Here is a 15,496-nt window from a genome sequence, read left to right as displayed (position 1 = left end):
AGTAAATTATTAGAAAAGTAAGAGTTGTTATAAGTTAATAACTCTTATTTTTAGTTATTATAGTTTTATTAATTTATGATATTTTATTATATAGTTTATCTAGTGAATAAATGTAGTAAATTGAGCTTAGAGAATATTCTAAAAGAGTTTCATTTATAATGTTATATATAGCACCTAATATTTGAGTAGCTTCACATCATAATATAATTACAAAACTAATCTATATACGTTCAATATGTTCAATTAAAATAATCAAAAAGTAATAAAAATAAAATAAAATGTTCAAAAATACTTGAAATAATTAGTTAAAGGATGTATTATAATAGTATAAAGAAACAAAAAGTTCAAAGTGGACTGTAAACAATTTCTTTTATATAAATGGTATATTCATAAGAGAATTAAGGAGGAATTAAAATGTTAAAAGTAATAGCTGCATGTGGAAATGGAATGGGATCAAGCCAAATAATAAAGATGAAAATTGAAAAGGTATTTAAAAAATTAAATGTACCTGTATCTATACATCATACAAGTATAGGTGTTGCAAAGAGTGAAGCATCAAGCTATGATGTAGTATTTTGTTCAGAAGCCTTAAAGGGGAACTTTTCAAGAGCAGAAGCTGGTGGAACTGTAGTAGTAGGTTTAAAGAATTTATTATCTGAGCAAGAAATTGAGGAAAAGATAAAAGAAAAAGTCCTTGTGAATAAATAAGATTCTAAGTAACTTAAGAGGTGTAATGAATGAATTTTATATATCCGTCGGTATTATCGGCAGACTTTTCTATATTGAAAGAGCAAATAAGGGAATTAGAAAATAGTAATATTAAATCTATTCATATTGATATAATGGATGGAAAATTTGTGCCTAATATATCTTTTGGTTTTCCTATTCTAAAATGTATTAGAGAGATTACTAATTTAAATTTAGATGTTCATTTAATGATAGATGAACCAATAAGATATATAGATGAATTTGTTAAATATGGGGCAGATTTAATTACTGTCCATATTGAAGGAAACCATCATATTCATAGAATAATACAAGAAATAAAAAAACATAATGTAAAAGCAGGTATCGCTATTAATCCAGGTACACCTATTGAGAGTTTAAAAGAAATTTTACCTTTAGTAGACTTAGTATTAGTTATGGGAGTTAATCCAGGGTTTGGTGGACAAGCATTTATTGAAAATACATTAAATAGAATAAAAGAGTTATCAGTAATTAAAAAGGAAAAGTCTTTTAATTTCGATATTAATGTAGATGGAGGAATTAAATCTTCTAATTATATGAGGGTATTAGAATGTGGAGCCAATAATATTATAATAGGTTCAGATTTATTTAAAGATAATGACATAACAAATAACATTAGTAAATTTAGATAAAATATATTTTTTATAAATAAAATATCATCTATTAAAAAATAGATGGTATTTTATTTTTTTTATTATTAAATATATTAACTTGAATAAATTATTTATAAATTTTATGGTAAATTAATAAATAAAAAAGTATTGACCTTCACGTTGCGTAAAGGTATATAGTTTAGATATAAGGAGGTTATTTCTATGGAATATACAGTGCAGAAGCTTAGTGAAATAGCTAAAATAAGTAAAAGAACATTAAGATACTATGATGAATTTGGACTTCTTAAGCCAGCAAGAGTTAATTCATCGGGATATAGAATTTATGGAGAAGAAGAAGTTAATAAATTGCAGCAAATACTTTTTTATAGAGAATTAGGGGTAAGCTTAGAACAAATAAAATTAATTTTAGAAAATCCATTATTTGATGAGATTGAAGCATTAAAAGAGCATAGAATAAAACTTCTTGAAAAGCAAAAACAAATTGATTTGCTTTTGAAAAACGTTAATAAAACAATTCAATTAAAAGAGGGAGAAGTAAAAATGTGTGATAGAGAGAAATTTGAAGGTTTTAAGAAAAAAATAATAGATACTAATGAAAAGAAGTATGGTTATGAGATAAGAGAGAAGTATGGAAGTGAAAGTATAGAAAAAAGCAATAAAAAATTTCAAAATATGACTGAAGAAGAGTATAAGGACTTTGTTAAATTAGGTAATGAAGTTAATGAAAAACTATTAAAAGCTTTTAATACAGGGAATCCAAAGGGAGAATTGGCTCAAGAAGTTGCAGCCATTCATAAAAAATGGCTTTTATATACTTGGTCAAGTTACACAAAGGAAGCCCATGCAGGATTGGCAGAAATGTATGTTTATGATGAGCGTTTTAAAGAGTATTATGATAAAGAACAAGATGGACTTGCAGAATTTTTAAGAGATTCTATACTGTTTTATACAGGTATTAGAAAGTAAAATAGTATATTTTAAATTATTAAGGGTTATGGTTTGATTACATAACCCTTAATAATTTATTTAAAGGAAAAAGCATGTCTTTTTAACATATAATCAAGAAATGAAGAAGTATCTTCAAAAAAATAACTAATCAAAATTTTAATATATAGCTTTAGAAATTTGAGCGATTTTTTCTTATGCATTATCAATATGGTAATTGTAAATTTAATCCTCATTAAAAAGAAACTTTAAACGCTCATCATAACTTAAAGATGAATAGTAATTTAAATTATTGGATGATAGAGTGGGTGTAGTTATTTCATTATATATATTAATTTGATTAATTAGTTTTTATGATACTGTAGAAGTATTTAAATTATTGTTTAAAGATTCAGAAGAAATGTTTCTAGAATTATCAGAAATATTTGATATTGTCTTTTCTGAATTATGAATAATAAGATATAAACTAATAAATAGTATAAATAAGAAAATGAAAGTATAAAATTTTAGTGCTTTAAAAAAAAATTTATCTTTAAATGTAATTTTCATTTTAATTTCTCATTAAGTAATAATATATAATCATTTTATAAATTGAACCTTAAAATAATCTGAAAAAATAAGTTTTAAAGAGAAGTTATTATATGAAATTTAAGCGAAAAGGGTTTAAACTTATATTATAAGTATTGTTAAATGTTATTAGAATAAAAAACTGAAGTTTAAATGAATTTAATCTTCAATAAAAAGTATTATGATAAAATTAAAAGATATAAGAAGAGATTTGGAGGAACATATGAGTTATAAAATTTTGGTAGTAGAAGATGATAATCAAATACAGGAATTAATAGTAGAGTTTCTAGCTTCACAAGATTATATAGTAGAGACAGCTAATGATGGAGTAGAAGGATATGAGAAATTTAAGGAAGGAGAATATGATTTAGTAATTTTAGATGTTATGATGCCGAGGCTTGATGGACATTCATTATGCAAAATGATAAAAAGTGTAGATAAAGAAGTTTCAGTAATATTTTTAACTGCTTTAGGAGATGAAGAGAATGAAATAAAGGGGTTTGACTTGAAGGCTGATGATTATATTAGTAAACCATTTTCATTTAATATATTAATCAAGAGAGTTGAAGCAGTTTTAAGAAGAAAGAGTAAGGAAAAAGTTGAAGAAGAAGTATTAAGGTTTGAGGGGTTAAAGCTTGAATTACAAACATTTAAATCTTATGTTGAGGGAGAAGAGATAGAATTAACTTTAAAGGAGTTTAATATATTGAAGTTAATGATATCAAGTTATCCAACAGTAGTTTCTAGAGAAAAGTTAATTGAAAAAATATGGGGATATGATTACTTTGGGGATACTAGGGTTATAGATGCTCATATGAAAAATATAAGAAAGAAAATAAAGAAGGATTATATTAAAACTATTAAAGGTGTAGGATATGTTCTTGAAAAATAAATGGAAGAACTTAAGTATAAAAAAGAAATTATTTATATGGAGTAGTTTAATAATAATTTTTGCATTTACATTATTATATATATGTATATATTTCTTTATGCCAAGAGTTTATGAAATATATAAGGTTAAAAGTGTGAGGTCAGGAATTGATGAATTAAAAACAAAATTAGAAGAAGAAAAAGATATAGACATAGATGATATATTAGATAATTTTTCTTATAATTATAATTTAGATATTATTTTAGTAAGTAAGGATAAAGATAATTTAATTGATAGTATATTATACTCTTCATTTAGAGAAGGTGCAAATTCTCCTAATAATATACCATTTTTATATAACCATAGAGAGTATCAAAGGTTTCAAAGGTTTCAAAAATATAATTTAAGGCTTGATGTAGATGAAAGTTTAAGTACTGCACAATTTGTATATCAATTAACCAACAAAAATGGTAGCTTAAATATAGATGAGGCTGTTTATATAAAAAGTTTAGATAAAATATATCATATGATAGTACATTTTCCTATAAGTCCTGAAAATGAGGCTGAAGATAGCATTGTTTTATTTTTCCCATTTGCTATTATAGCAATTATAATAATTTCTTTCACTATTTCTAGTTTTTACGCTATTTTGATAAGTAAACCTCTAATAAAGATAAATAAGGTTGCTAAGAAAATGGCTAAATTGGATTTTGATAATATTATAGAGATAAATGGTGAAGATGAAATAGGGGAATTATCGAATAGCTTAAATTTAATGAATAAAAATTTAAAAGAGTCTTTTGAAAAGTTAGAAAAGATGAATTCACAGCTTACAGAAGAAATAGAAATGGAAAGAAAGTTAGAAAAGGAAAGAAGAGAATTTGTTGCCACAATATCTCATGAGTTAAAATCTCCTATTACTATAATTAATGGGCAGTTAGAAGGGATGATTTATAATATAGGAAAATATAAGGACAGAGATAAATATTTAAAGGAATCTTATGATGTTACACAAAAGATGAGTGAATTAGTTCAAGAAATATTACATTTAAGTGAAAGACAAAATGGAGAATTTAAATATAATTTTGTAAATGTTAATATAAGCAAAGTTACTAATAGTGTTATAAGAGAATTAAAGTATTTTATAGATGAAAAGAATTTAGAGTTAAAAACATATGTTGATGAAGATGTTTTTGTGATTTCTGATGAAAAATTGATAAAAAAAGTAATTACTAATATAGTTAAGAATGCAATTACACATTCTCCTTTAAAGGAAAAAATAATTATTAAATTAACTGATAGTGAGTTGAGTGTTGAAAATACAGGAATAACTATTCCAAAGGATCAGGTTGGAGAAATATTTAATGCCTTTTATAGAGTTGATAAATCAAGAAATAGAAAAACAGGAGGAACTGGATTAGGTCTTTATATAGTAAGAACAATATTAGATAAGCATGAAAATATTAATTATAATATACTATCTAAAGAAAATTCAGTAGTGTTTGAAATGAGGTTTAGAAAATAAAAGTTAAGTACCTAGCAGTTAATTAAGGTGGCTAGTATAGCTTGTGCTAATTAGCCACCTTAATTGTGCGTAAGGCCCTTAACTATAAAATGTTTTGTAATTAAGTAATAATATTATTTAGAAGGTATTAAATTTCCACCATAAAGCTTCATTTCTATAAATCTAATCTTAAAAGCCTTTTGATATAACTTTATAGCTTCTAAATCACGTCTTGTTCCTATACATATTGAAGAACCAGAAAGAGTTCCACGTGCTGTTCTTCCAGCTCTATGTAAGTATTCATCAGGGTTTTGAGGGAAGTCCATGCTTATAATATGAGATACTTCAGGTATATCAAGCCCTCTAGCAGATACATCAGAAGATACTAATATATTAAACTTACCATTTCTAAATGCTTCGATAGATCTTTGTCTTTGTTCCTTTGAAGCATTTCCATATATAGCAGTAGATTTAACCTTATGATAATCAAGTTTTTCATTTATATTTTGAAGCTCCGTACTATTATTAACAAATACAATTGCTTTATCAGGATTTTCTGCAGCTAATAACTTTCTTAATGTTTCAAATCTATCTCTGAACTCACAAGTAATAAACATATGAGAAATATTAGGGTTTAAAACAGATTTAGCTTCTGATTTTACTACGTGAACCTCTTTAACTAATGATTTAGATATTTCTAAAGCAGTAGGGTTTATACTTGCAGAGAAGAACATAAGTTGTCTATCTCTCATAGTAGCTTTAATTATGTCTTTTATTATTGTAGATTTATTTTTTGCTAATAAGCTATCTGCTTCATCCATAACTATAGTCTTTATAGTATGAGCAGATATTTTTTTCTTTTTAATTAAATCAAGAACTCTTCCAGCTGAACCTACTATTATATGTGGTTTTACTTCTTTAAGTCTTTTTATTTGTTTTTCAATATTAGATTCACCCATTATAGTTAATGAAGTTACATTCATATTTGAATTTTTTGAAAGTAATTTTATTTGTGCATCAATTTGCATAACTAATTCATGAGTTGGAGCAAGAATAATAGCTTGCATTTCCTTCTTTTCAGTGTTTATTTTTTGAAAAATAGGACATAGGTAAGCTAAGGTTTTTCCACTACCAGTATGTGATTCTGCAATTATGTCTAAGTTTTCTAATGCTTTTGGAATAGTTAAGCTTTGTACTTCAGTTGGAGAAGTAATTCCTTGAAGTTTTAAGCCTTCTATTATATTTGAATTTAAATTAAGTTCTTTAAATGACATGTTCATTATTTTCTCCTCAGTAATTTATAGTTATCTATATTAGTATACACTAAAAATAATTTTAGTATAGAAGTTTCAATATTTAATTTTAAGTAATTATAAAATAGTTTAAATAAGATAGTATATTAATTTTAAAAAAGTAAAAAACAAAATAAGGGAGAAATAATAAAATAAAATGAATAAATTGTTAATAACATGTTTAAAAAATATTAAAAAAAATAAATTTTAAACTTAGAAAAAACGTTTAAATATTGAGAAAAATGATGATTAAGAGTATAAATAGTAGAAAAACCATAGAAAACTAAAACTTGAATTTTAGTACCAACGTGATAATATATATTTAAAAGTAAGGAAAGGTCAAAGGAGTAAAAAGATGAAGGGTGCATTTGAAATTTTTAAAAAAGATTTAAAAAACATCTTTACAAATTATGGGGCGCTTATTGTTGTAATAGCATTATGTATATTACCTTCTTTGTATGCTTGGTTTAATATTAAAGCATCATGGGATCCATATGCAGAGTCGGCAACGAGTGGAATAAAAGTTGGAGTAGTAAATAAAGACTTAGGAACTACTTTAAATGGAAATGATATAAATTTGGGTAATACTATTGTTGATGAATTGAAAGATAACAAACAGATGGGGTGGCAGTTTGTTAGTGAAGAAGAAGCAACTAAGATGGTTGAAGAGGGTAAATACTATGCAATGATTACAATACCAGAAAATTTTTCTCAAAATCTAACTTCAATCATAACAGAAGATGTACAAAAGGGAGACATAATATATACAGTTAATGAAAAAATAAATGCTATTGCACCTAAACTTACGGATAAAGGGGCAAGTGCTGTTCAAGAAAAAGTAAGTAAAGCAATAGTAGCAACTGTAAGTGATGCAATATTTGGATTAGGAAATGAAATAGGGATAGAACTTGAGAATCAAATTCCTAAAATAACTACAATTTATAATGCGTTAGTAGATGTACAAGGTCATTTTGGAAATATTAATGATACAGTTAATCTAGCTAGTCAGGGGGCAGAGCAGCTTAAAACATTAGTTGCAGGAATTCAAGAAGATATTCCAATGATAGAGCAAACAGTTAAAAATGCACAGACATTAAGTAGTGAGGTAAAGGATTTTTTAAGTACTTCAAAAACTAGCTTAAATAATATAGCTCCTATAATTAAAAATGATATTAAGATATTAAATGAAATATCTAATGATATATCAAAATATACAAGTGCAGTAATAGATGCAATAAATGCAGGTTCAGAAAATGCATTAGCTATGATAGATAGTTTACTTAATAAGTTAAATACCATAGATACAAGTGCAAATTCATTAATTAATATTCTTGAAACTCTGAATAAGTTTAGTCCAGGTAAGTTTGATGGCATAATAAGTAGATTACAAACTGTTACTAGTAAAATTGATTCTGCTATTACTGCTTTAAACACTGTTAAAGATAGCATAGCTAATGGACAACAACCTAATTTATCATTATTAAATAATGTAATAGCTTTTGCAAATGATATTAGTAGCATAACTAATGATATTTATAATGATTTTGATTCAAATATAGTAGGAAAAATAAATAGTATATTTGATGATGCATATACTGTAGCTGATAATGCTATAAATGTTTTAAGTGAAGCAGAATCAAAGCTGCCGCAAGTAAGTGAATTACTAAATACTGTATATCAAGGTGCTGATAAGGGAATAGAAGGAATAGAGTTTGTAAAAGAAAAACTTCCAGATGCTGAAAATATGATTAATGATTTAATTAGTAAGGTTAATGGAATAAAGGATAGTGCTGATTTACAAGAAATAGTAAACTTGCTAAAGAGTGATGTTCAAAAGAGAAGTGATTTCCTTTCAAATCCAGTAGAGATAATAACAAATAAATTATTCCCAATGGGAAATTACGGAACTGGAATGACTCCATTCTATACTGTATTATCATTATGGGTAGGATTATTGTTATTAGCTTCAATGTTAACAGTTGAGGCACATGGAGATTATTCATCTATAGCACAATATTTTGGAAAGTTGTTTTTATTCTTAACTATAGCTATAGTTCAGGCTTTAATAGTTTCTATAGGAGATTTGTATGTACTAAAAATTTATTGTGTAAATCCACTATTATTTGTATTAGGTAGTGTATTTACAAGTGTTATATTCACATTTATTTTATATTCAATGTGTTCTGTACTTGGAAATGTAGGTAAGGTTTTAGGAATTGTATTATTAGTATTACAAATAGGTGGATCAGGAGGAACATTCCCTATTCAATTAACTCCAAAGTTCTTCCAAGCAATAAATCCATTTTTACCTTTTACTTATGCAATTTCATTTGCCAGAGAGGCAATAGGTGGAGTTGTTCAAAGTGTTTTAGTTAAAGATATTATAGTGCTTTTAATATATGGAGCAATATTTATACTTATTTCATTATTCCTTAAAAAGCCAATTAATAAGCTTTCAGAAGGATTCGCAGAAAGTATAAGAAAGAGTGGAATAGGAGAATAAATAAAAAATGAGTTAGTTGTATTTTCAATTAACTCATTTTTTTTTTGCTTTATTGATAAGATTGTGCAAGAAATTAATATATCTATAATAAAAGTGTGGTAAATAACAATAAAGTATGATAAAAATAGATTAGGATATGTGTTTACAAAATATTAATAAAATAAGGAGAGATAATGAGAAGAAGAGAAATTGATTGGATAAGAAATATTTGTATATTAATGTTATTTGTTTATCATACATCGGCAATATTCACTGATTTTGGTGATTTTTATATTAAAACTGAAAAAGGAAATTTATTTTCTAATGGGTTTATATTACTAACATTTACCTGGTATATGCCATTATTATTCTTTTTAGCTGGAGCTTCAACCTACTTTGCACTACAAAGAAGAAGTGGATTAGAATATATAATGGAGAGAGTTAAAAAATTATTGATACCATTTATATTTGGAATTATAGTAATAGTTCCTCCGCAAACATATCTAGCAAGGCTTTGGAGAGGCGAAAGTAATATAAATTACTTTAGTCATATGAAAAAGTTTTTTACTCATATAAGCGATTTTATGGGGTTTGATGGGAACTTTAGTCCTGCACATCTTTGGTTTATATTATTTTTATTTATTATTTCTATAATGGGAGTTAGTGTAATAAAGGGATGTAAGGCTATAGGGGGGAAGAAGATTCTTTTAAATTTAAAAGGAATATTACTAAGTAAGACAGGTATAGTCTTAGTTATAGGGTTGACTGTTATTTCAGAGATGATACCAGGAGTTGGAGGGAAAGGACTATTTTTAAACTTGCTAATGTTTTTATTTGGATATGTTGCTTATGGTGATATTGACTATATAAATGCTATATCTAAATATAGAAGAACATTTGCAGTTATAAATGGAGTTATTATAATTTTAGGATTAGGTTACTTTATTAGCTTAAGAAACATGCAATTAGGTTATTTGCAAATTCTTATTGAGAATATGCTAAAATCTGCTTTAATAGTTGTTTCTATAATAACTATTGTTGGATATGGAATAAAATATTTAAATTCTGAGAATAAAGTTCTTATATATTTAAATAAGGCATCATTTCCTGTATATATAATGCATCAAACTATATTGTTAACATTAGCATTTTTTATATTACCATTAATGTTACCAGCGTGGATTACTATTATTACATTGATAGTATTATCATTTGCTATAACATTTGCTTTATATGAAATAATAAAAAGAACAAAATATATAGGTATACTAATTGGAATGAAATAGAAAAATCTTCTAAGATATTTAAAAGTATCTTAGAAGATTTTTTATTAAAATGAATATTTATAAAGTAATAGAAAAATATTTTAATATTTTTTAGGTTACACTAAAATATAAGGAAAGTTAGCAGTTGGAGGAAATAAGATATGAAAAAGGAAGTATTTTTATCTGATATAAAGAATGGAAGTGAACTAAAAACATCATTAATGGTTATGAGGGTGCTTTTTAGAGACACTACAAAAGTAGTATGTATTTTAGCAGATAAAAGTGGAGATATAAAAGCAACTATACAAAATAAATCTGGAAATATTGTTGAAGGTAGAGTTATTCAGATAGAGGGTAAAAAAGATACAAACTTAGAAGTGAAAAAGTATGAGTTTATAGATGAATATAATTCAATAGACTATTTACCTACAGTTAAAAGAGATATAGAAGATATTATGAATGAACTTGAATTATATACAGAGAAGTATATAACTTCAAGAGAAGGAAAAGCTTTAAATGATTACTTTTTTAAAAATGAAGAGTTTTTAGAAAAATTTAAAAGAGGAATCGGAGGAGTTTCGATGCACCATAACTATATAGGAGGATTAGCAGAACATACACTAGGAGTTATGTATTTAACTATTATGCTTTGTGAAAGATACAATTGCAGAAATAGGGAAATTGCAATTCTTGCGGCAAAGCTTCATGATATAGGGAAAATATATGAATTATATTATGATGGACCATTTAAGTATACACTTAGAGGAGAGATGGAGGGTCATATAGTGATTGGTACGGAGATGCTTGATAAAGCATTTAATGATAATCCAGATTTTTACTCTGATGATTTTATTATAAGAATGAAAGGATGCATAGTACAGCATCATGGAAAGCTTGAGTATGGATCACCAAGAGAAATGAGAATGGAAGAAGCATTTATTCTTAATTCTGCAGATTCAATAGATGCTACTATGAATAAAATAGAACAAATAAAAGAAAAAACAGAAGCAGGAAATTGGTCAGAGTATGATAGAAGAATAGAAACAAGGTTATACTTATAAGTGAATCTCCAAATTTTAATTTGGCAAGATGAACTTACTCATCCGAACGAAGAGAGGAGGAGTTTCATATTTAATCTCCAAATTTTAATTTGGCAAGATGAACTTACTCATCCGAACGAAGAGAGGAGGAGTTTCATATTTAATCTCCAAATTTTAATTTGGCAAGATGAACTTACTTATTAGAAGGAAGGAGAAGGAAAAAGGAGTATGAATAAATTTAAAGATAAATTAACTGAAGAAGATATTTTGTAGAAAGTGAAAGTAGCAATACTTCTATTATAAATGTGGGGAATATAGTTAAAGCTAATAATGAGAATGATTTCAATAATATAAAAGAAAGTATAGATGTAGAAAGAGAAAAAAATGGTCAAAATAGTAAGTAGTATTTTAAATAATATCAATAAAAGATATGTTGGCTACTAGAAAGATAAATTCTAAGTTTCAAATATGTAATAAAAATTTAACTATTTTGTAAATTGACTAAGATAGTTAATCTGTATATAATTTTTATAATAGTGAGGTGGAGAGTATGAGTATTAAAAACAATAAAAAATTAATTTTTGGTGCATTATCGGCAGTTGTTGCATCGGTTGCAGCAGGTGTGCTAGTAAAAAATAATTTGGATAAAAAAGCAAAAAATGAAAATGAGGAAAATAATAAAAAAGAAAAGAAAAATAAAAATGTTTATTATACAGTACATTTAAATGATATATATAGTTCTTATGATGATAAAACTTTATCAGAAGAAGATATGATAGAAGAAATAAAAAAAGAAACTTCTTTATAGAAAATAATAAAAAACAACATTTCATATTAATGGAAATGTTGTTTTATTATTTTATTAAAATCAAATAAGTTTTGAAATAAAGTAATAATATAAATTGATTTTTAATATATATTTTATTGTGGGTATGATATGGTACAGACTTAGGAAAATAAATACTTTATTACCATGAGAAACTGTGCTATAATTACCAATGTTATATTTGAAAATATGGAGGATTCGACATGAAACACATAAAAACAATCAACAAAACAAACATTAAAAATAGCTTATGCAAACCAGGATGTAAGGAATGTGCAAACTCATGCCAATCAGCTTGCAAAACTTCTTGCACAGTTGCTAACTTAGAGTGTGAAAACTAATTAAAGACAAGCAGTAACTTCAAGAAGGTTGCTGCTTAACTTTATTCTTTAGTTTAAGTTGATTTATCAAATTAACATTTGGATTAAATAAGATATTGTTTCAACATAAATGAGATTCTAAATCTTTGATTTAGTTAATCGAATTTACACCTACGACCTAAAGTGCGTAGTGTGTTTCATAAAACGATTCTAAATCTTTGATTTAGCTAATTGAATTTACACCTACGATCTAAAGAGAGTAGTGTGTTTCCTTAAAATAAATTTATTTTAAGGTTATATATATAGTTATAACATATCGTAAATTATATGATATGAGCAATAAATAGTGCTAGGAGGAATTGAAATGGCTTTAATACACAAATTTAAACAAGGAGATAATTTCTTTGTTTTAGATGTTAATACAGGAGCTGTACATATTGTAGATGAATTAGTTTATGATTTAGTTGATGATGATAAACTAAGAGATAAGGAAGAGCTTATAAAAGAGTTTGGAGCTAAATATGGTGAAGAGACTATAGCTGAAGCTTATGAAGAATTATTAGAACTTATAGATGAGGATATATTATATTCAAGAGATCAGTATGAAGATATAGCACATTCATCAATGGATGATAGAGATTATATAAAAGCTGTCTGTTTAAATATTATTCATGGATGTAATTTAAGATGTAAATATTGTTTTGCTGATGAAGGTGAGTACAATGGACATAAAGGAGTAATGTCTGTTGAAACTGCTAAAAAAGCAATAGATTATGTTGTTAAGAGAAGTGGTCCAAGAAGAAATATTGAAATTGATTTATTTGGTGGAGAACCAACAATGATCATGGACAAGGTTAAAGAAATAATAGCTTATGCTAGAGAGAATGAAAAGGCTTGGAAGAAAAACATTAGATTTACTATGACTACTAATGCAACTCTTTTAACTGAAGAGATGATGGAATTTATGGATAAAGAAATGGGCAATATTATCCTTTCATTAGATGGTAGAAAAGAAGTAAATGATAATGTTAGAATTAAGATTGACGGAAGTGGTTCTTATGATGATATACTTCCAAACATTAAGAGAATGATTGAAAAAAGAGATAAATCTAAACATTACTATGTAAGAGGAACATTTACAGGAGCAAATACTGATTTTTATGAAGATGTTAAGGCTATGGTTAATGAAGGATTTAGAGAAATTTCAATTGAACCAGTTGTACTTGAAAAAGGTCATTTCTTAGAATTAAAAGAAGAGCACTTACCAGAAATATTTGAAAACTATGATAAGTTATACAATGAAATGGCAAGAAGAAAGAAAGAAGGAGATGAGTTCAACTTCTATCACTTCAACATTGATTTAAATGGTGGACCATGTGTTTACAAGAGAATTTCAGGATGCGGTGCTGGATTTGAATATGTTGCAATAACTCCACAAGGTGAAGTTTATCCATGTCACCAATTTGTTGGTAGAGAAGAATTTAAACTTGGAACTATTTATGATGATAGTTATGATTCAGAATTAGGTAAGAAGTTTAAAAAGGCTCATATATATAACAAACCAAAATGTAAAGAATGTTGGGCAAGATTCTACTGTTCAGGTGGATGTCAAGCAAACAATGTTGCATTTAATGGAGATATGAATATTCCTTACGAAATTGGATGTAAAATGCAAAAGAAGAGAATTGAATGTGCAATAGCACTTAAAGCTGAATAAAATAAGAGTTTAATAACAAGAACAAGGTTATGCTTTGTTCTTGTTATTTTTTTGAAAAAATTTATATTTATCATATAATTATTTAAGAAAAAATATATCTAAAGTTAAAAAGATTAGAATAAGTTACAAAAATTATATAAATAAAGAAAAAGATAAAGTAAATATGTTTATTGATATAGATATGAGTTAATAATTAATTTTGGTGATGTAATTATGATTAATATCTATAAAACCTTAATGAATAAAAATAATGAAAACTACAAATCAATACCAGATAAAGTTAAGTCAAATAAAAAAAGTGATAATTCATGTCCGTATTGCCAAAGTAATAGTGTTATTAAGTTTGGGTTTTACAAAGGAGCTCAAAGATATAAATGTAAAGATGAAAGCTGTGGAAAAACATTTAGCAATGATATAAATAATCCATTTAGATATTCTAAAAAGCTTAAATATATGTGGGAAAAATATTTTCAAGTTTTTATTAAGGGGGTATCTTTAAGAGAGTGTGCAGCTAAGATGAATATTACATTGGTAACAGCGTTTTTCTGGAGACATAGATTTTTACATGATTTATGTGAAAAAAATTATATTGAAAAGATAGGATCATATGTTGAGTTAACAAAGTTGGTTTTGAATGAAAATTTTAAAGGGGATAGGAGACAACATTCAGAAGAAAGAGATAAAATTATAGTAGTTAATGCAATTAATAAATCTTTAGATATTATTCCGATATTTGCAGCAAGAAATTTTATTGGACTTTATGATATAAGAGATAATATTATTCCAAGATTAGATAGAAAGGCGTATGTAGCTGGATTTTTAGATGGTAGATTAAAGGTTTTTGCAAAGGGGTTTAATGAGATTAATAAGGTTAATATAAGTGATAATGAAATTTCAAATATAGATATAACATATTCTAATAAACTTAAGGTATGGCTTAAGAAGTTTAATGGTGTAGCTAGTAAATATTTAGATCATTATTTTGCTTGGAGAGCTTTTGAATATAAAAATGACATTGAAGATAAAAAGAATAAATCAGTAATAAATAAAATAAGATTTGAAATTAATTCAAAGGCAGAAATAAATTCTTATTTATCTTGGCAGAAGATAAAATCAAAAAGATTATCAATATAGTAAAAAGTAGATACATAAGAGGTTATGACTATTATCATTTGGGGTAATGGTCTATTTGGGGTTGGATAATTAAAAGTAAATAGTGATAACAATAAATTTTTTTAATAAATCTTATGAATTACATATTAAAAGATGAGGGAAGGTATATGTTAGTTTTATGATATATGAATGT

13 protein-coding genes are annotated in these 15,496 nt (G+C 25.9%); 12 read left to right on the top strand and 1 reads right to left on the bottom strand.

Going from position 1 to position 15,496, the window contains the following annotated elements; all coding sequences use genetic code 11:
• The first annotated feature begins 414 nt into the window (after positions 1–414).
• The 5 genes from I4V51_RS09765 (at position 415) to I4V51_RS09745 (ending at position 5,269) form a co-directional block, all read left to right on the top strand.
• Positions 415–708, top strand: coding sequence for a PTS sugar transporter subunit IIB (locus I4V51_RS09765; protein ID WP_195988251.1), 294 nt, complete (start codon positions 415–417; stop codon positions 706–708).
• 29 nt (positions 709–737) lie between these two features.
• Positions 738–1,379 carry a ribulose-phosphate 3-epimerase gene (rpe, locus tag I4V51_RS09760; RefSeq protein ID WP_195988250.1) on the top strand — a complete coding sequence of 214 codons (642 nt, stop codon included), beginning with the start codon at positions 738–740 and terminating at the stop codon, positions 1,377–1,379.
• Between the two features lie 183 nt (positions 1,380–1,562).
• Entirely contained in the window at positions 1,563–2,327 is a 765-nt protein-coding gene (locus I4V51_RS09755) for a MerR family transcriptional regulator (protein ID WP_195988249.1), read from the top strand.
• Between the two features lie 769 nt (positions 2,328–3,096).
• On the top strand, positions 3,097–3,765 hold the full coding sequence (locus I4V51_RS09750) for a response regulator transcription factor (protein ID WP_195988248.1): 669 nt from the start codon (positions 3,097–3,099) through the stop codon (positions 3,763–3,765).
• A complete protein-coding gene (locus I4V51_RS09745; RefSeq protein WP_195988247.1) occupies positions 3,755–5,269 on the top strand; it encodes a HAMP domain-containing sensor histidine kinase in 1,515 nt (504 codons plus the stop codon). The genes I4V51_RS09750 and I4V51_RS09745 overlap by 11 nt, the downstream gene beginning before the upstream one ends.
• Positions 5,270–5,382: 113 nt before the next feature.
• On the opposite strand, the gene I4V51_RS09740 is transcribed toward I4V51_RS09745, so the two are convergent.
• Entirely contained in the window at positions 5,383–6,528 is a 1,146-nt protein-coding gene (locus tag I4V51_RS09740; RefSeq protein WP_195988246.1) for a DEAD/DEAH box helicase, read from the bottom strand.
• A gap of 367 nt (positions 6,529–6,895) precedes the next feature.
• Here I4V51_RS09740 and I4V51_RS09735 point away from each other — a divergent pair, with 367 nt between their 5' ends.
• The 7 genes from I4V51_RS09735 (at position 6,896) to I4V51_RS09705 (ending at position 15,324) form a co-directional block, all read left to right on the top strand.
• Entirely contained in the window at positions 6,896–9,043 is a 2,148-nt protein-coding gene (locus I4V51_RS09735) for a YhgE/Pip domain-containing protein (protein ID WP_195988245.1), read from the top strand.
• Positions 9,044–9,216: 173 nt separating this feature from the next.
• Positions 9,217–10,308, top strand: coding sequence for an acyltransferase family protein (locus I4V51_RS09730; RefSeq protein WP_195988244.1), 1,092 nt, complete (start codon positions 9,217–9,219; stop codon positions 10,306–10,308).
• Between the two features lie 140 nt (positions 10,309–10,448).
• Positions 10,449–11,348 (top strand): 3'-5' exoribonuclease YhaM family protein, encoded by a 900-nt coding sequence (locus tag I4V51_RS09725; RefSeq protein WP_195988243.1) that lies wholly within the window; start codon positions 10,449–10,451, stop codon positions 11,346–11,348.
• Positions 11,349–11,877: 529 nt separating this feature from the next.
• A complete protein-coding gene (locus tag I4V51_RS09720) occupies positions 11,878–12,135 on the top strand; it encodes a hypothetical protein (protein ID WP_195988242.1) in 258 nt (85 codons plus the stop codon).
• A 221-nt stretch (positions 12,136–12,356) separates the two neighbouring features.
• On the top strand, positions 12,357–12,494 hold the full coding sequence (gene scfA / locus I4V51_RS09715) for a six-cysteine ranthipeptide SCIFF (protein WP_003371542.1): 138 nt from the start codon (positions 12,357–12,359) through the stop codon (positions 12,492–12,494).
• A 343-nt stretch (positions 12,495–12,837) separates the two neighbouring features.
• Entirely contained in the window at positions 12,838–14,190 is a 1,353-nt protein-coding gene (scfB, locus tag I4V51_RS09710; RefSeq protein WP_195988241.1) for a thioether cross-link-forming SCIFF peptide maturase, read from the top strand.
• Between the two features lie 213 nt (positions 14,191–14,403).
• Positions 14,404–15,324 (top strand): IS1 family transposase, encoded by a 921-nt coding sequence (locus tag I4V51_RS09705; RefSeq protein ID WP_195988240.1) that lies wholly within the window; start codon positions 14,404–14,406, stop codon positions 15,322–15,324.
• The last annotated feature ends 172 nt before the right edge of the window (positions 15,325–15,496 follow it).

Source organism: Clostridium sp. D53t1_180928_C8 (genome assembly GCF_015667795.1).
GTDB lineage: Bacteria > Bacillota > Clostridia > Clostridiales > Clostridiaceae > Clostridium.
The sequence above is the reverse complement of the archived record's forward strand: the minus strand, read 5'-3'. Positions and strand labels throughout refer to the sequence as shown.